Origin of the sequence: Aggregatibacter actinomycetemcomitans (assembly GCF_023518055.1) — a bacterium.
Taxonomy (GTDB): domain Bacteria; phylum Pseudomonadota; class Gammaproteobacteria; order Enterobacterales; family Pasteurellaceae; genus Aggregatibacter; species Aggregatibacter actinomycetemcomitans.
Genome location: NZ_CP085096.1, coordinates 801,135 through 818,961, shown reverse-complemented (window position 1 = coordinate 818,961; position 17,827 = coordinate 801,135). Strand labels below are relative to the sequence as shown.

The window sequence follows — 17,827 nt, the reverse complement described above, 5'->3', positions numbered from 1 at the left end:
TTTGTTTGGTATCAAATCAGTAATTTTTAGATTGTTCTTTATCCACGACGACCGGATCTACATAATAAACAGCCGGAATTTCCTGTTTATTGATTTGTTTTAACGCATGCTCAATAGCAATAGCCACTTGTTTTTTCGGCAGCTGATCAATAGTATTTTGCATTTTGCCTTGTTTTACATATTCAATGGCAAGCGGAATACCATCATAGCCGGTAACCAATACTTTGCCTGCCAGACCGGCGTTTTCCACAGCCGTAACCGCACCGATTGCCATATTATCGTTAGCGGCAAAAATACCATTAACATTTGGATTAGCGGTTAAAATATTAGTAGTTACATTAAGTGCTTGTTCGGTTTCCCAGTTTGCTGATTGTGATGCCACGATTTTTATGTCCGGATATTCGGCAAAGGCTTTTAATGCACCACCTTTGCGTTGTTCGCCATTATCAACGCCCGGGATGCCCTCCAAAACCGCGACATTACCTTTCCCACCCAACGCTTCGGCAAGATTTTTCGCTTCCAGATAACCACCATTAAAATTATCTACGCCCACGTAATTAAATTTCAGTCCCGCGGCTTCAGCAGCTTTTGCGTCAAGACGAACATCAAGATCAATAATAGGAATCCCTGCTTTTTGCGCTTTTTGGAAAGCCGGAATGAAAGCGATAGAATCATTCGGCGTCACAATAATGGCGTCGACTTTTTTGGCTATCATATTTTCAACCAAGCCCACTAATTGTTCCGTAGAATCTTCTTTCTCGGCCACCTGAATAATTAAATCAACATTTTTTTGTTTGGCGGCTTCCTCTGCTCCCTGTTGCATTGAAATAAAATATTCATTGCTTAGTGTTTTCATTAATAATGCAATCTGCGGTTTATCCGCTGCCACCGCAAGCGTTGGTAACGCAGCAAGCAATGCACTTATTTTAAATATATTTTTTAATAACTTTAATTTCATATAAAACACTCCCTGATTTAAGACTGAATAATTTGTTTCTTGACTTGAAACCGCTTTAGTTTACTGAGATTCAATGTTGAAAACTGTGAACTTTCTCCCATTTTTTGCATAAAAAATAATCTATCCTATGAGCTACTATTTAGCTGAAACGGTGGAGGTTAAATGAGTGAAAATATCATTTTAGAATTAAAAAATATATCCAAGCGTTTTTTCGGTGTGACCGTACTAGACGACATTCACTTGGATATTCGTCAAGGGGAGGTACTTTGCCTGATAGGTGAAAACGGTGCCGGAAAATCGACTTTGTGTAAGATTATTGCCGGTATTTATCATTGTGATGAGGGCGAAATGTTTTATTCCGACCGAAAATATTCTCCGGACACCGTTAAACAGGCGCAGGAGGCAGGAATCGGGTTTATTCATCAGGAATTGATGCTAGTCCCCAAATTAACTGTACTGGAAAATATCTTTCTGGGTTCAGAGAAAACCTCCTCTTTAGGGTGCATGAACTGGACGGTCATGCGGGAAAAAACGCAACATATCATTAACGAACTGGAACTGGATATAAAGCCGGACGATTTAATTTCCGACTTATCCATCGCTCAGCAACAAATAGTAGAAATCGCTAAAGCGGTATTCAGCGAATATAAGATCATTATTTTTGACGAACCGACATCGTCCATTTCTCGCAAAAATACCGAGGTATTGTTTAACATTATTCATCAACTAAAGGCGAAAGGCGTGGCAATGATTTATATTTCGCATCGTCTGGAGGAATTCAAATATATTGCCGATCGCGTTACCGTTTTAAGAGACGGACGAATTACGGGAACGATGCGCTATCAGGATACATCGCCGGAAGAAATCGTACGTTTGATGGTCGGACGTAAAATTGATTTCACTAGATACCTGCGTACAGGTTCCTTTAACCAGGAAAAATTACGGGTGGAAAATTTACACAACAAATATATTAAACCGATTTCTTTCAGTGTAAACAAAGGAGAAATCCTAGGCTTTGCCGGACTTGTCGGTGCGGGACGAACCGAAGTACTGAGAGCGATTTATGGTGCGGACCAGACCAGTGGAAAAATTTATATCGACGGGAAAGAGATAAAAATCAATTCTCCGGAAGATGCGGTAAAGCATAAAATCGGGTTAATTACTGAAGACCGAAAATCCCAAGGTTTGGTACTTGGTATGAGTATTCGGGAAAATATCACACTACCGATTTTAAAACGCTTTTGGCGTAAATTTTATCTGGATAAAAAACAAGAACGGAGAGTCGCTGAAAAAAACAGAACCAAACTACATATCGTTTCTCACGATCAGGAACAGCAAACCAAAACCTTATCGGGCGGAAATCAGCAGAAAGTGATTTTGGCTCGCTGGTTAGAAAGCGGGGTGGATATTTTGTTTTTTGATGAACCGACTCGCGGCATTGATATCGGGGCAAAGTCGGAAATTTATGATTTAATGCGCCAATTTACCGAAAGCGGCGGCACTATCGTGATGGTATCGTCGGATTTACCGGAATTAATCACCATTTCCGATCGCATCGTAGTAATGCGTAACGGTGAAAAGATAAAAGAAATCACCGATCGCACCGAAATTACGGAAGAAAATTTAATGCACCTGATGATAGGTGTTTAGAATAAGGATGACACTATGTTTTCATTGAAAAAAATAATCTCAAAATTAGGCATCGGGTTAGTTTTATTTTTCATGATTTTAGGAATGTCTTTCACATCAGAAGCCTTTTTATCGACTAACAATATTTTTAATATCCTATTACAAGTATCCGTCATTTGCGTGATCTCCGTCGGCATGACTTACGTCATTCTAACCGGAGGTATTGACTTATCGGTCGGCTCTATCGTCGCATTGAGCGCTGTTTGTTTGGGGTTATTCACCCATAGGGGAGTGGCTATTCTAGGTAAAAATCCGACGGAACCGATGCTTTCGATCGTTGTGATGGTATCCGTGCTTGGTTCCATCGGAGTTGGAGCTTTATGCGGGTATGTCAACGGTGTGATTATCGTTTACGGCAAGGTTACTTCGTTTATTACTACCTTAGGCATGATGGGGATTGCGCGAGGGCTGGCACTCACGCTGTCTAACGGTAAAACTATCTATAATTTTCCCGAAGCATTACGTTTTTTTGGTAACGGGCGATTGAATATAACGGATGGCTTTGGTATTCCGATACCGGTAATCATTGCTTTAATCGTCGTATTAATCAGCTTTTACATCTTAACCCAAACCGTTTTTGGACGGCAGGTTTACGCGCTTGGCGGTAATCGTGAGGCGGTGAGATTATCCGGCATTAATGTAAATAAACTGGAAATTAAAACCTATGTGATTAACGGTGCGCTGGCGGCGATCGGAGCGGTGATTCTGGTAGGACGGTTAAACGCTGCACAACCTATTGCCGGAACAGGCTATGAACTGGATGCCATTGCCGCAACGGTGATCGGCGGAACCAGTTTGATGGGCGGCGTCGGTTCGGTGATCAGCACCTCCATTGGCGCGCTGATTATGGGCGTGCTGCAAAACGGACTAACGCTTCTGAACGTCACCTCGTATCTGCAACGTTTGATTATCGGCTTGGTTATTATTCTTGCCGTATTTCTTGATCAATTGCGTCGCGGAGAAGTTTCCACCGGTCGTTTAAGACGTATTTTCTTCAGAGAGTAACGGATATGCATTATTATTTAGGTATTGACTGCGGAGGTACTTTTATCAAAGCCGCGCTTTTTGATAAAACGGGAAAAATCCACGCCTGCGAAAGAGAAAGTCTCAGTGTAATAAGCGAGCAAGCGAGCTATGCCGAACGGGATATGGACGAGCTTTGGCGGGCATGTGCCAATGTTATTCGCACTACCATAAAACACAGTAAAATTGAACCGCACTTTATTAAAAGTGTCGGCATTTCCGCCCAAGGTAAAGGCGCTTTTTTGCTGGACAAAGAAAATAAACCGTTAGGGCGGGCAATTCTGTCTTCCGATCAACGCTCGCAACCCATTGTTAAACGCTGGCAGCAAGAGGGGCTGGAAAAGAAAGTTTATCCGCTTTCCTATCAAGGGTTATGGACCGGTCATCCTGTTTCTATTTTACGCTGGTTGAAAGAAAACCAACCGCAACGTTATTATGCGATCAATAAGTTACTCATGGCGCACGATTACCTGCGCTTTTGTTTAACCGGAGAGTTGTATTGTGAAGAGAGTAATATTTCGGAAAGTAATTTATACAATATGGCAATAGGAAATTATGAACCCGAATTGGCTCGATTGCTAGGCATTGAAGAAATCATAGGTAAACTGCCCCCCATTGTAAAACCAAATCAAATTGCAGGCTATATTACACAACAAGCGGCTCACCAATGCGGTTTGGCAGTTGGAACGGCAGTAGTCGGCGGTGTATTTGATGTCACAGCAATGACCTTGTGTTTGACCGATGATAATGACGAAACCAAATTAAATGTGCTGTTAGGCACCTGGTCAATTGTGACAGGAATTTCCCATACGATTGATGAAAACCAAACTCTACCATTCGCCCACGGACGTTATGTCGAACAAAATACCTTCTTGATTCAGGAAGCAAGTCCGACTTCTGCCGGCAATTTAGAATGGTTCATCAAGCAATGGAATTTAACTTATCATCAGACAAATCAAATGGTAGAAGCATTACCGCCGGCACAAAGTGCGGTCATTTTCATCCCATTTTTATACGGAACTAACGCCAAATTAGGCATGACTGCCGGATTCTATGGCATGCAAGCCCACCACACTTTGGCACATTTACTGCAAGCGGTCTATGAAGGTGTATTATTCAGCCTCATGATACACTTAGAGCGGATGTATCAACGTTTTCCTCACGTACAACGTTTGCGTGTAACAGGCGGCCCGGTAAAATCACAAGTTTGGTTGCAAATGCTGGCAGATTTTAGTGGAAAAACCTTGGAAGTTCTGCAAACTGAAGAAGTCGGCTGCCTCGGCGCGGCTTTAATGGCCGCGGAAGGAGCCAATCACGAAGCAGCCACTTTAAAACGTAATCAGAAATTAAAAATTATTCATCCTAATTCCTTTCATTTCGACGCATATCAACAGAAATATCAGAAATATCGTAAGCTAGTTAATCTACTGAGCGAAATGGCATAAAGTGCGGTTAACAACATTTCAGATATTTTTAATGCGCTGAAGTTGCCTTACCTCTTCCAATTCTTCAACGCGTCGGCAAATGCGTTGCCCATAGCGTTATTGGTTCTTGGCGCATTACGTTCTTGACGAGAAGCATTGGTGCGTGGTTTTGCCGATAAAGTGCGGTCGGATTTGCCATCGTTTTTCACCGCACTTTCATCTAAACGCATCGTCAGCGCAATACGGCGACGCGCGACATCCACTTCCAGTACTTTCACTTTGACTATATCACCGGTTTTCACTACTTGATGCGGATCTTCCACGAATTTATCGCTTAAAGAAGAAATATGCACCAAACCGTCTTGGTGAACGCCGATGTCCACAAAGGCGCCAAAATTAGTGACGTTAGTTACCGTTCCTTCTAAAATCATGCCCGCTTTTAAGTCGGTAATCTCCTCCACACCATCCGCGAAGGTCGCGGTTTTAAATTCGCCGCGCGGGTCGCGTCCCGGTTTTTCCAATTCTTTGAAAATATCCTGCACCGTCGGCAAGCCGAATTGTTCATCAGTAAACTGTTTTGCATCAAGCTGACGCACCAAACCGGCATTGCCCATTAAATCCTGAATGGACTGTTCCGTTGCCTGCAGGATTTTTTCCACAACAGGATAAGCCTCCGGGTGTACGCCGGAAGCGTCTAATGGATTGTTGCCCGCCGCAATACGCATAAAACCGGCACATTGTTCAAAGGATTTCGGTCCCAAACGCGGCACTTTTTTCAGTTGCTCACGGCTGTCGAAACGCCCATTTTCATCACGATATGCCACAATATTCTGCGCAATGGTTTTGGTCATTCCCGCCACGCGTGCCAATAACGGTACGGAAGCGGTATTCAAATCCACGCCCACGGCGTTCACGCAGTCTTCCACTACGGCGTCCAGTTTGCGCGCCAGCTGGCTTTGATTCACATCATGTTGATATTGCCCTACACCAATGGCTTTCGGTTCGATTTTTACCAACTCCGCCAACGGATCCTGCAAACGACGAGCGATAGATACCGCACCGCGCAACGACACGTCCAATTCAGGGAATTCCTGCGCCGCCAATTCGGAAGCGGAATACACGGAAGCGCCTGCCTCACTCACCACTACCGTTTGCGGTTTATTCTCTTTGATTTCTTTAATCACATCTTTGGCAAAACGCTCCGTCTCACGGGAAGCGGTGCCGTTACCGATGGCGATTAATTCCACATTATGTTGCTTAATTAATTGGAAAATGGACAACATGGCGCGATCCATTTGTCCCGTATGTGGATAAATGGTGTCCGTTGCCAATAATTTACCGGTGCTATCCACTACCGCCACTTTCACGCCGGTACGCAAACCCGGGTCTAGACCCATGGTATTTTTCGCGCCTGCCGGTGCCGCCATTAAAAGTGCGGTCAGATTTCGAGCAAAAACATCAATGGCTTCTTCTTCCGCTTTCTCACGCAACGTTGCCATCAATTCCGTTTCTAAATGCAGCGCCACCTTGATTTTCCATGTCCAGGCGATAACCTGCTCACGCCATTTATCCGCAGGTTGTCCGGTGAAACGAACGCCCAAATAGTCGCGGATAATCTCTTCGCAATAACTTTGGCGGCTTCCTTCTTCCGCGTCGGGATCGGCATTTAAACTTAGCTGCAAAATGCCTTCGTTACGCCCACGAAACATTGCCAACGCACGGTGCGAAGGTACATTTTTGAATAACTCCTGATGGTCAAAATAATCTTGGAATTTTGCACCTTCCGTTTCTTTGCCCTCAAGCACTTTGGAAACCAATAAGGCATTTTTGCTTAAATAATCGCGCACTTTCGCCAGTAAGCCAGCGTCCTCGGCGAAACGTTCCATTAAAATATAACGGGCGCCGTCCAGTACCGCTTTGCTATCGGCAACGCCTTTTTCCACATTAATGAATTCATTTGCCGCCGTTTCCGGATCGGTTTTCGGTTCGTTCCAAAGTAAATCCGCCAACGGCTCAAGCCCGGCTTCAATGGCAATTTGTCCTTTGGTGCGGCGTTTCGGTTTGAACGGTAAATATAAATCTTCCAATTCAGTTTTGCTCTGCGTAGCTTGGATTTTGCCACGCAATTCATCCGTTAATTTGCCTTGCTCTTCAATGGATTTCAGAATGGTTTGACGACGTTCTTCCAGTTCACGCAAATAAATTAAACGGGTCTCAAAATGGCGTAATTGGGTGTCGTCCAGCCCGCCGGTGGCTTCTTTACGATAACGGGCGATAAAGGGAATGGTGTTGCCATCGTCTAACAGTTGAATGGCGGCGAGAATTTGGTTATCACACACATTCAATTCCTGCGCGATAAGTTGGCTGATTTGTTGGTTTAACATGATATGTACTTCTTAGTAATGAAAAAAACGGGCATAGCATACTGTTTTTGGACAAGAGGCTCAAATGTTTGTTTTACACCTCCGCATTGCTAATTCAGTGTGACAATAGAATAATGATTTCGTTCTAAAACCACTCAATTCAGAAAGTGAGGTCGTTACGATTTTCATACTTAACAAAATTAATCGCAAATTAACCGCACTTTTTCATATCATGGATTATTTAAGTATGTTCAACAGCCCAATAAATCGCCCAATTGCTGATGAAAGGCGTTTTTCTTTATGGTAAATATAATTTATCCCACGTTTAAATTGAAAACTGTCTAATTCTACAGCCTTCAACATACCCATTTTCAGTTCGTTTTCAACGGAAAATCGAGAAATAATGGAAACCCCTAATCCATTCATTACACAACGTTTAATACCTTCTAAACTATTGATTTCCATAAACTTAAGCAGAGAAATCTGATCTTTTGAAAATTGCTGTAAAAGAAATTTTCGGGTTTGAGAATTCTTCGGTTTAATGATAAATAATTCGTCACAAAGTTGCTCAAAATGACAAGATTCATATGTGGCTAACACATGATCAGGAGGAACAATCAAAATCAGTTCATCAGACAAAAAACGATTAACATCATATTTTTGCGGATCAAAATAAATTTGGTCAGACATAATAATAAAGTCAATGGAATGATTCTCCAGCCCCTGAATCAGCTGTTGGGAAGAAAGAATCTCAAGACGAAGTTCTACATTCGGTGATAATTTTCGATACTCTGCAATAACCTGCGGTAACAAATAAACACCGACAAAATGGCTTGCGCCGATAATAATCTTGCCATAATTAGGATCATCATATTGATGTAGGTGCTCCACTGACATTTCTAAGGTACTAATTATCTGTTCCGCATAACTATAAAAAATTTTACCTTGTTCTGTTAAATACAAGCGGTTGTTGATTCGCTCAAAAAGTACAGTATTTAAGGTCTCTTCCAATTTGCGGATTTTTATACTCACCGCAGGCTGTGTACAAAACAAACGCTTCGATGTTTCAGTCACACTCAAACAATCGGCAAGCACAATAAATGTCTTTAATTGGTTTATATTCATATAATTCCATTAAATTATTTTATGATCCTTATAGGATAATACAATTATTCGTCATGAAATGAAATCACTATAATCGGCATTGACAGATCACTATAAGGAGTTATAGGTTATGAACAAAGCTATTCAGACTACCCCAATAGAGAATAAAGAAAGGAATAAACTTCTCAAACAATTAGGTATTCCTCTGGCGCTTGTCATCTTACTACTTTTAATGTGGATGCCTACCCCGGAGGGGCTAACCATTCAGGGACAAAAATCCATTGCAATTTTTGTTGGCGCCTTGATTTTGTGGGTGTGTGGTTCTATTCCTATTTATTTGACATCAATGATTGTCATCATCTTATTATCACTCACCCAGACTGTGGAAAAAGATAAACTTGTTTTTGCCACATTAGGGTATGATGTGATTTGGTTAATGGTATCGGCATTTGTTCTCACCTCGGCTATGATCAAATCGAATATCGCCCGCCGTTTTGCGCTTTGGATGATTACTCATTTTGGACAAACACCGAAGAAAGCCTTATTTGTGCTTGTATTAATTAATTTTATACTTGTTTTCTTTGTTCCTTCAACAACAGCACGAGCCTCATTAATGGTTCCTATTTGCTTAATTCTTTTAGAAATTTATAAAGCCATGCCAGGTGAAAGCAATTTGGACGATTGATGATGTTACAAGGTGTACAGGCCGATGCGATTGCCACATCGGGTGTGATGACAGGTACTGCTGCCAACATTATTTCCGTTGGTTTTATCAATAGCCAAGAAAACGGCGATATCGGTTATATTGACTGGGTAATAGCCTCCTTCCCTATTGCCTTTATATCCATGATGATTTCTTTTATGGTGGGCTTTAAATTATTTTCTATTAAAAAAGAAACACAATTTATTGAGGCATTGGGGCTCTTACAGGCGGAATTCAAAAAACTTGGTAAATTTACCTTAGATGAGAAGAAAGCCATGGTAATCTTCTTGCTCACCGTGGTGTTATGGGCAACAGAAGATTATCAAAAAATCTTATTTGGTTTCAAAATCAGTGTATATATGACTGCCGTTATTGCAGCCGTACTGTGCTTAATGCCTAAAATTGGATTACTAACCTGGAATGAAGCAAAAATCAAATGGGATTTAATGCTATTTGCTGCCGGTGCTTACGCCGCAGGAAATACGCTTGAGTCAACCAAAGGTGCTCAATGGATTATGGATAAAATTGTTCATGGATTGGGTTTAGAGAGCATGAATCATACCTTCGTCTATATCGCCGTCATTTTTATTTGCATGTATAGTCACCTGATCTTCACCAGTAAAACCGTACGAACTACGATTCTAATTCCATCTATTATCGCATTAGCCCAATCTTTAGGGATAAATCCGGTGACACTCGCACTCTCAGCATCATTTACTCTTACCTACACTATAACCTTACCGCCACATTCTAAGGTAAATACCATTTATTTTGCGACCGGCTATTTCAGTGTATTAGATCAGATGAAGTATGGATTAATCACCTGTTTCATTAGTGCCTGCATGATCTGCCTTGCAACCTTTACATGGTTCCAATTACTCGGATACGGTTTATAAGGAAAAATAAAATGCGTTTAATTTTATTAAGACATGGTGAAACTTTATGGAATAAAGAACACCGTCTACAAGGACACCTAAATTCTCCACTTTCGGAAAAAGGTATTGCTCAAGCAAAAGCGATTAAACCTTTAATCGAAAAATTTTCCTTAAAAAAAGTTATTTGCTCCGATTTGGAACGCGCCAAGCAAACCGCTGAACTTATCGGTTTTCCCAATGCCACACCGGATAGCCATTTGCGCGAACTTGCCATGGGGGAATGGGAAGGGCGAAAAAAAGACGAGATTATGCAAGAAAACCCCATCCTTTACCAAGACTGGAGAAACGGTAACTACACACCTAGAGGTGGTGAGAGTTGGCAAGATTTTTGTCATCGAATTTCAACCGCACTTTTTCAGTGGACAAATAAATCTGATGGAGACATCTTAGCCATCGTACATAGTGGTGTAGTTCGCGCTGCCTGTGAAAGATTAATTTCTTTATCAACCAAGCATCTATTACCGGTAACCCAGGGAACACTTACTATTTTTGACATAACGCCAAATCATCCCATCAAGTTAGAAGCCTATAATCTAGGAAGTTTTGTGCCGGAAATCAATGTGGCAGATTAATAAGCTAAAGCAATTTAAAAGTAAAATACTTTTTACAGACAGACATTGATCATTTATAACGTTGAATGCGATTTTATGTGCTGCACTTTTAAATTCAGCTCTATTGATAAGATAATTGTATTTTTCATTTGTAAATTCAAAAAGATAGACTAAAGCCTTTACCAAAGACACCTTCCCTGTTCTTGCTAACTTTTTTATGTTTCAACCCTTCGAAAAAAACATTAGCAGCGATTTGCCAAAAAAATGGCAGAATAAATATTAAATTATTTAACGGAACTTTTACTATTCTTTGCTGAAATATCGTACAAAGCATAAATATTGCAATTATCGGTACCGGCAGCGAATGACATTCACTTCCGGCACTTCTACTTTGACCACATCACTGGTTTTCACCACTTGGCGCGGATCTTCCTATCACTTAAGCAAGGAATATGCACCAAACCGTCTTGGCGAACACCGATGTCCACAACGGCGCCTAAATTGGTAGCGTTAGTTACCGCTCTTAAGTCGGCAATCTCTTCCACGCGATCAGCGAGAGCCGCAGTTTTAAATTCACCGCGTGGGTCACACCCCGGTTTTTCCAGTTCTTTAAAAATGCCCTGTTCTGTTGGTAACCCGGAATGATATATACTTCTTAGTAATGAAAAAACAGGTATAAAATCCTATTTTGAGACAATAGGTTCAAATGTTTGAGCCTTTTTCGATATAATTTTGCAGCAGTTGAGGACATTATTATGGCAAAGTCAAATTACATCACCCGACAAGGCTGGAATATGCTGGATCGGGAATTGAAATTTTTATGGAAAGAAGAGCGTCCGCAGGTGACGCAAGCCGTCTCCGACGCGGCGGCATTAGGCGATCGCAGCGAAAATGCGGAATATATTTACGGTAAACGACGCTTACGGGAAATCGATCGCCGTGTACGCTTTCTGACCAAGCGTCTGGAAGTATTGCAAATTGTGGATTATTCCCCCAAACAGGAAAGCAAAGTGTTTTTCGGCGCATGGGTGGAACTGGAAAATGAAGACGGCGAAGTGAAACAATATCGCATTGTCGGCTGTGATGAATTTGATCCGGCAAATAACTGGATTTCCATTGATTCACCGGTGGCACGCGTACTAATCGGCAAGCAGGAAGATGACGAAATTACGGTGGACACGCCTGCCGGTAAAATTTGGCTATGTGTGAATCGAATTTGGTATGAAAAAAACGCATAGCGCCAGAATTGCTTTTCAATAGATGAAAAGTGCGATCGAAAAAACATATAAATTTCTCACCGCACTTTTAGGATACTTAATATTACCGAGCCTTCTCATTATCCGGTTGTTCAGCGAATTCGTGCATCATATCGTGCATTTTTGCGCAATTTCGAGCAAAAGCACGACAGTACGGACAAATAGCCAAATGCATATAAACCTGACTGTGTTGCAACAAGGAAAGCGGTTTTTCCTGACCATCGGAAATTAACTTGGTAACCTGTTTACACTTCATGATGTTTTCCCACTTTATTTCTTTTCATCAAACCAATTATTAGACAGGCAGGCTTGCAACTGTAAGCGTGCGCGATAAAGTAAAACATGCAGATTGGAGACGGATAAATCACATTCCTCACAAATCTGTTCACTTTTCATTTCAAAATACTCGCGCATCATAAATACGCGGGCTTGTTGTGCCGGCAAATGCTCCAAACAAGCTTCAAAAACAACCCAAAATTCCCGTTTATGTACCTGATTATCAGGTTCGTGCCAGGTTTGTGGGGAAAAATGGCTGCGATCCCAGTGACCGCTCTGATCAAAAAAGGCATTGGGCTCATCTGCCTCATCCTCGTCATCATAAATTTCTGACACATTCACCGTACGTTTACGATAATTAATCAAATCAATGATTTGATTCTTCAAAATGGCAAAAAACCAGGTTTTCAGCGCAGAAGCCCCTTTAAATGAGGTCGCATGTTGATACGCTTTCACTAAGGTTTCCTGCACGACATCTTCCGCTAAATCTTCGTCCCTTAACTGTAAAGTGGCAAATTTCAGCATCTGCCGGCGAATATCCTCAATTTCTTGAGATGAAATGTGTTGAAAAGAAAATTGCATTGTTGAGTCCATTTTATTTTAATGAGTAGAAAAGAGAGTATTCTACCATCATATAATACAATGCACCTATAATATCTTAAAAATAAATAATTAAATTCAGCAGCAGGCTAAGATTTTTGCAAAAAAAGGACTTGTTCACCACAAGTCCAAAATAAGTGATTATTTATAATGACTTGGAGTGAAAATTACATTTTGTGATCTTTCATTTCCTTGTCCATTTTATGGTCCATGGACTTACCGTCTTTCATCATTTTGTCTTTTTTATGATCCATCATTTTGCCATCCTTCATGGTTTTATCCATTTTATGGTCCATCATGGCTTTATCATCTTTCATGGTATGCTCCATTTTATGTTCCATACCTTGTTCCATTTTATGGTCCATTGCTTTCATTTCAGCTGAAGCTTGAGTCGCCATTGCCATAGTGAATACACCTGCTAATGTAGCGAATAATGCTGTTTTTTTCATAATAAACTCCTTTAGAGATTGTGAGATTTGTTATTTATAGAAAAGTGCTTTGTACGTGAAAACCTTACGATTTTCACGTATGTGCATTAGACGGAGTTACCTCTGATTTTCTTACAAAAAATTTTAAATTTTTTAAGTTTTTTTATTGAAAGGGAGAAAATAATTTTACCTGATTATGTTACAATGCCTCTAAGATGCATTTTTTGCGAAATCACGAACTGGGTTCCCTAACCCCAATTTAAACTAAAAAGGTAATTTCAAATGACATATTCATTTTCGATCTTTAACGATCAGCAAAAACGTCGGGCATTAGTGCTGCTCAGTTTCTTCCACATTTTTATCATCGCCGCCAGTAACTATCTCGTGCAGATTCCCTTTGAAGTGCATGTGCCGTTGACGTTCTTTGGCGCACAGGAAGACTTCATGTTTCACAGCACGTGGGGCACACTGACCTTCCCGTTTATTTTCCTGGCGACAGATTTAACCGTTCGCGTGTTCGGTGCCAAAGAAGCGCGCTGGATTATTTTCGTGGTAATGATTCCGGCGTTAATCATCAGTTATGCGGTGTCAACCCTGTTTTCAGACAGCCAATATAAGGGTTTGCAGGCATTAGCGACATTCAATCTATTTGTATTCCGTATTGCGGTGGCAAGTTTCTGCGCCTATGTATTCGGACAATTATTAGACGTATTGGTGTTTAATCGCTTACGCCAACTAAAAACCTGGTGGATTGCACCGACCAGTTCTATGGTGTTCGGTTCCATGGCGGATACTTATTTATTCTTCGCTATCGCGTTTTACGCCAGCAACGATCCGTTTATGGCGGAACATTGGATGGAAATCGGTTTCGTGGATTATTTGTTTAAATTGTTCATCGGATTATTATTGTTCGTGCCCGCTTACGGCGTCGTGTTAAATATGATTTTACGCAAAATTCAAACCTTAACGGCGACCATGCAACGGGACTTTGATGGCAAAATCGAAGAAGCGAACGGATAAAAAAATGCCCTGATGATTCAGGGCATTTTTCATTTGGGAATTAGTCTTTTTGGGCAATAAGTGCGGTCTCTTTTTCAGGTGTTTTTTCTGCCGCCTGCGGTTTTCGGATTGCCATCATGGATTGCAGACCATCTTTGCGTAATTGTGCAGCAGCAGCCGTGTCGCCCACCTGTTCAAACACATAAGACGCCATGGTGATGTCAGCCGGCTCCAATTTATCTTTATTCGCGATTAACGCCTTAAACACCTCATTGGCTTTGGCAAAATCATTGTTGCGCATATACAGATAACCTAAAGCGCGGTTGGCGCCGCATTGCACCGACGGATTAGCGCCTTTTAACCACTTGCTGATAAATTTAATCAATTTCGTATTATCTTCCGGCTGCAAACGGCTAATTTGCTTGAAGAGTTCCTGATTTAGCGGGCTGTTTTCATCGTCCAGTTTCTTCACCAATTCCAACATGAGTTCATAAGCAGATTCATGGTCGTTGGCATCAATTAAACGGCTGATAAGCGCCAGTTTGACATAGGCATCGTTACGACGTTTACGTGGTTGTTCATCCCACCAATCCAACAAACCGTCCACGCCTTCTTCGTTCATTTTTTCATCCAGCAAACCGTCTTCTACCTGATGCTGTAACTGAACAAAGCCTTCTGCCGAGTACAAACCGGATTTTTCCACTTGTTCCAAAATATTATCTAACGCCTGATAGGCTTTGGATTTAGAATAAATATCCACCGCCAGCTTTAACACTTCTTTATTGCGACCTTCCATCAACAACAAACTGTCCACAGAACTGCGTGCCGCCGGTAATTTATGCTGTTGTAACAAAATGCGGGTGCGCGCAATTTCCAGAATCAAACTGTCGGAACCAGCAATTTCCGTGGCTTCGATTAAATAACGATTCGCGCTGAATTCATCGCCCCGTTGCTGTGCCGCTTCCGCCGCTTTAATGAAATTCAACACCGGCTCATCGGAATGTTTGGCATTTTTGCCGATAAGTTTTTCCGCCTTGGAATAATCGCCTTCATCCATGCGCATTAAGCCTTCCAGCGTTTGTTTTTGCGCTTTTGCCCGTTTACGGCGGGAAAACCAGCTGTAAGTGTTATTGCTCAAACGGAAAAAGCGACTAATCGCCACTTCAATGCTGTACACCAACGCCAGCGCAATCACAAAGAAAATCACCAATGTGGTAATGGACATTTCGATGATGTTGCTTGCGGTTTCAATGCGCACATAACCCTGTTTGCCCGACAAATATGGGCCGGCAATTAAGCCTGCCAGCAGCAACAACATTAAAAATAGCACTCTGACCATAATCTATTTCTCCTATTGTTGCCCTTGATTGGTATCTTGGTTTGCTTCATTTGCCGGCACAGAACCCGCTTCATTTTCATTTACTGGCTTGTCGGTTACCGGTTTATCCACGGCATCGGTTAAATCTTTGTCCACGGAAAGGGTGATTTTTTGGACTTCCTGCGGTTGTTTATCCAACAATTTATCCAACGCATTCAAACTATTTAACTGAGTCGGGACATCCACATAAATGGACTGTTCCGCCAGTTCATCAAGGGTTTTCAGGAAAATTTGCGCCACTTCGGTGTTGGTATCAAAATAGCTTCTGATCCAGGATGCCACGGTTTCCAGGGATTGTTTATACAAATCGTCCTGCTGACGCGGTACGGCGAGAATGGCAATTTGCAAACGTAAGCGAATGTTTTCACGTAAATAAATATCCTGATTCGGCGCTAACAACGCTTTGCTGTCCGCTTTCTTCGGCGTGACACGAATAAAATGATTTAAAAAACTGACCGCACTTTTCTCTGCGTTTTCCTTCCAATCGTCTAAGGAATCCGTCAACTTGTCGCTACTCGAATCTTCATCAAAATTCACATCCAGCACCGTCAATTCATCTACGTTATTCGCCAGCTGGGATAAATTCTGCATGATGGCATTTTGGTCCACATTGTTCAGGGACAACAACTGTTTTAAATCGGCGTTAATGGCGCTACGCACCTGCGCCACTTGTGGCATGGCGACTTTGGAAAGGGTTTCATCGGCAACTTTCAACAAGGACACACTGGTATCCACGTCGTTATCCAACACCAGTTTGCGCAAAGCGTTATTTAACAGAAAATCCGCTTCGGTCAGTAACCAGTCATTCGGCTGCTCCGCTTTGGCTTGATTGGACAAACGTTGCACCTGTTGTTGCAATGCCGACAGGCTTTGTTCTTTGGCGGACAAATTCTGATTCAAGGCGCTGATTTGATCACTTGCCACTTGGGAAAATTCCGTTAATTTCGCCAGCTGATTTTTCTCTGCACTAAAATCCGGCATGCCGGCAACATCGGCGGAAGTGCCTTTTTGTTGCAATTGGTTTTCAAGTGCGGTCAGTTTTTGCTGTATTTCGTCAACCTGTAGCTGACCGAAATAATAGCCCGCGCCGCCTAAACCCAACGCAATTAAAAGTGCCAGCAAACCTAACGCGGAACCGGTTTTCTTCACCACAACGGTTTCATGCACGATCGGTTTTTGCTCTGACGGCGTGATTTTTTCTTCATTTTGTTGCATCGTTTCTGTCTTATCCTCTGCATTTGTTTCAACGTGTTCATTAGGCGTGGTATCTTGTGTCGCTAAATCAAGATCATCGCTGACATCAATTTTATGTTCAATTTCCGCATTGTTTTTCGGATGATTGGATTTCTTGTTAGCCATATTCGTTACCTATAAAAAAGAAAGTGTTGTTTAACGACATTGTAATAAGGTTTGTAATAAAGTTTGATTGTCCGCACGCGGAGAAATCACCACATTTTGCCAGCCTAACGCTTCCGCCAAATGGGCGATTCGTTCGCTTACTGTAATAAGTTGACAACTTTTTAACCAATTATGTTCATTTTGCGGCACAAAATCCACTAATTGGGTGAGAATTTCGGCACTGGTCGCCACAATGGTTTGAATGCCGGCACGCTTACAAATGCTGGTTTGCTCGGCGTTATTATAAACAATGGGCTCACGTCGATAACATTCGACAATTTCCACATTCGCCCCACGCTGTTGCGCCTGTTCGGCAAATAATTCACGTCCGCCGTTGCCACGCAAAATTAACACGGTTTTATCGGACAGATCCTGCATGGCGTTTAATTGTAACAACCCTTCGCTGTTTTCCTGCGCGGTGGGATAATGCACCGGCATTTCCGTCGTGGCGGTAAAATACTGTGCCGTGCCTTGTCCGACGGTGAAATAATGCAAATCATGACGCCACACAAACCCTGTTGCCGTTAAGGTTTTGAAGGCAAAATCCACCGCACTTTTTGACACAGCAAAAACATAATCGCCGTTTTTCAGCTTTGCAAATTTATTCGGCAATTCGTTCAGTTCCGCGCCGCTTTCAATACGAAATAACGGCAAATGAATGGCGACAACGCCGGCTTTCGCCAACATATCCACCAACTGCTGACCGCGTTCATCGGGGCGGGTGACCAAAACTGCCATACGT

Annotated in this window: 15 protein-coding genes and 2 pseudogenes; 7 read left to right on the top strand and 10 right to left on the bottom strand. The window is 42.0% G+C overall.

Annotation, left to right across the window (positions count from 1 at the left end; translation table 11 throughout):
- Positions 1 to 16 precede the first annotated feature (16 nt).
- Complete coding sequence (locus tag LIN98_RS04235) at positions 17 to 958, bottom strand: sugar ABC transporter substrate-binding protein (RefSeq protein WP_005594082.1); 942 nt, start codon at positions 956 to 958, stop codon at positions 17 to 19.
- A gap of 162 nt (positions 959 to 1,120) precedes the next feature.
- On the opposite strand from LIN98_RS04235, the gene LIN98_RS04230 reads away from it, so the two are divergent.
- From LIN98_RS04230 to LIN98_RS04220, 3 genes are read left to right on the top strand one after another with little or no spacing between them, the layout of a single operon-like run.
- Positions 1,121 to 2,608: a sugar ABC transporter ATP-binding protein gene (locus LIN98_RS04230; RefSeq protein ID WP_014167617.1), complete on the top strand. Its 1,488-nt coding sequence runs from the start codon at positions 1,121 to 1,123 to the stop codon at positions 2,606 to 2,608.
- A gap of 15 nt (positions 2,609 to 2,623) precedes the next feature.
- Entirely contained in the window at positions 2,624 to 3,652 is a 1,029-nt protein-coding gene (locus LIN98_RS04225; protein WP_005566936.1) for an ABC transporter permease, read from the top strand.
- Positions 3,653 to 3,657: 5 nt separating this feature from the next.
- Positions 3,658 to 5,115, top strand: a complete 1,458-nt coding sequence (locus LIN98_RS04220) for an FGGY-family carbohydrate kinase (protein ID WP_005546994.1) — start codon at positions 3,658 to 3,660, stop codon at positions 5,113 to 5,115.
- Between the two features lie 47 nt (positions 5,116 to 5,162).
- Here the strand turns inward: LIN98_RS04220 and LIN98_RS04215 are convergent, their stop codons facing one another.
- Both LIN98_RS04215 and LIN98_RS04210 read right to left on the bottom strand, forming a co-directional pair.
- Positions 5,163 to 7,478 carry a Tex family protein gene (locus LIN98_RS04215; protein ID WP_005566933.1) on the bottom strand — a complete coding sequence of 772 codons (2,316 nt, stop codon included), beginning with the start codon at positions 7,476 to 7,478 and terminating at the stop codon, positions 5,163 to 5,165.
- 216 nt (positions 7,479 to 7,694) lie between these two features.
- On the bottom strand, positions 7,695 to 8,582 hold the full coding sequence (locus tag LIN98_RS04210) for a LysR family transcriptional regulator (RefSeq protein ID WP_005546989.1): 888 nt from the start codon (positions 8,580 to 8,582) through the stop codon (positions 7,695 to 7,697).
- Between the two features lie 109 nt (positions 8,583 to 8,691).
- On the opposite strand from LIN98_RS04210, the pseudogene LIN98_RS04205 reads away from it, so the two are divergent.
- Together LIN98_RS04205 and LIN98_RS04200 are read left to right on the top strand one after the other, a co-directional pair.
- A pseudogene (locus LIN98_RS04205) lies at positions 8,692 to 10,160 on the top strand (SLC13 family permease).
- A gap of 11 nt (positions 10,161 to 10,171) precedes the next feature.
- Entirely contained in the window at positions 10,172 to 10,771 is a 600-nt protein-coding gene (locus LIN98_RS04200; RefSeq protein WP_005546983.1) for a histidine phosphatase family protein, read from the top strand.
- Between the two features lie 333 nt (positions 10,772 to 11,104).
- On the opposite strand, the pseudogene LIN98_RS04195 reads toward LIN98_RS04200, so the two are convergent.
- Positions 11,105 to 11,388 (bottom strand): annotated as a pseudogene (locus LIN98_RS04195) (S1 RNA-binding domain-containing protein); the annotation flags it as partial.
- A gap of 117 nt (positions 11,389 to 11,505) precedes the next feature.
- Between LIN98_RS04195 and greB the strand changes: the two are divergent.
- Complete coding sequence (greB, locus tag LIN98_RS04190; protein ID WP_148326221.1) at positions 11,506 to 11,988, top strand: transcription elongation factor GreB; 483 nt, start codon at positions 11,506 to 11,508, stop codon at positions 11,986 to 11,988.
- Between the two features lie 82 nt (positions 11,989 to 12,070).
- On the opposite strand, the gene LIN98_RS04185 is transcribed toward greB, so the two are convergent.
- From LIN98_RS04185 to LIN98_RS04175, 3 genes are all read right to left on the bottom strand, one after another.
- Positions 12,071 to 12,262, bottom strand: coding sequence for a zf-HC2 domain-containing protein (locus LIN98_RS04185; protein ID WP_005546977.1), 192 nt, complete (start codon positions 12,260 to 12,262; stop codon positions 12,071 to 12,073).
- Positions 12,263 to 12,276: 14 nt separating this feature from the next.
- Entirely contained in the window at positions 12,277 to 12,864 is a 588-nt protein-coding gene (locus LIN98_RS04180; protein WP_005540532.1) for a sigma-70 family RNA polymerase sigma factor, read from the bottom strand.
- Positions 12,865 to 13,049: 185 nt separating this feature from the next.
- On the bottom strand, positions 13,050 to 13,331 hold the full coding sequence (locus LIN98_RS04175) for a hypothetical protein (protein WP_005540529.1): 282 nt from the start codon (positions 13,329 to 13,331) through the stop codon (positions 13,050 to 13,052).
- Between the two features lie 261 nt (positions 13,332 to 13,592).
- Here LIN98_RS04175 and LIN98_RS04170 point away from each other — a divergent pair, with 261 nt between their 5' ends.
- Positions 13,593 to 14,330, top strand: coding sequence for a 7-cyano-7-deazaguanine/7-aminomethyl-7-deazaguanine transporter (locus LIN98_RS04170; protein ID WP_005566927.1), 738 nt, complete (start codon positions 13,593 to 13,595; stop codon positions 14,328 to 14,330).
- 40 nt (positions 14,331 to 14,370) lie between these two features.
- Here the strand turns inward: LIN98_RS04170 and LIN98_RS04165 are convergent, their stop codons facing one another.
- The 3 genes from LIN98_RS04165 to LIN98_RS04155 are packed head-to-tail and all read right to left on the bottom strand — an operon-like array spanning position 14,371 to position 17,823.
- Positions 14,371 to 15,648 carry a heme biosynthesis protein HemY gene (locus tag LIN98_RS04165; protein WP_005566925.1) on the bottom strand — a complete coding sequence of 426 codons (1,278 nt, stop codon included), beginning with the start codon at positions 15,646 to 15,648 and terminating at the stop codon, positions 14,371 to 14,373.
- A 12-nt stretch (positions 15,649 to 15,660) separates the two neighbouring features.
- Positions 15,661 to 17,046 (bottom strand): uroporphyrinogen-III C-methyltransferase, encoded by a 1,386-nt coding sequence (locus tag LIN98_RS04160; protein ID WP_014167612.1) that lies wholly within the window; start codon positions 17,044 to 17,046, stop codon positions 15,661 to 15,663.
- Positions 17,047 to 17,076: 30 nt separating this feature from the next.
- The gene (locus LIN98_RS04155) at positions 17,077 to 17,823 is read right to left on the bottom strand and encodes a uroporphyrinogen-III synthase (protein ID WP_005566921.1); all 747 of its coding nucleotides are present in this window, start codon (positions 17,821 to 17,823) and stop codon (positions 17,077 to 17,079) included.
- Positions 17,824 to 17,827 lie beyond the last annotated feature (4 nt).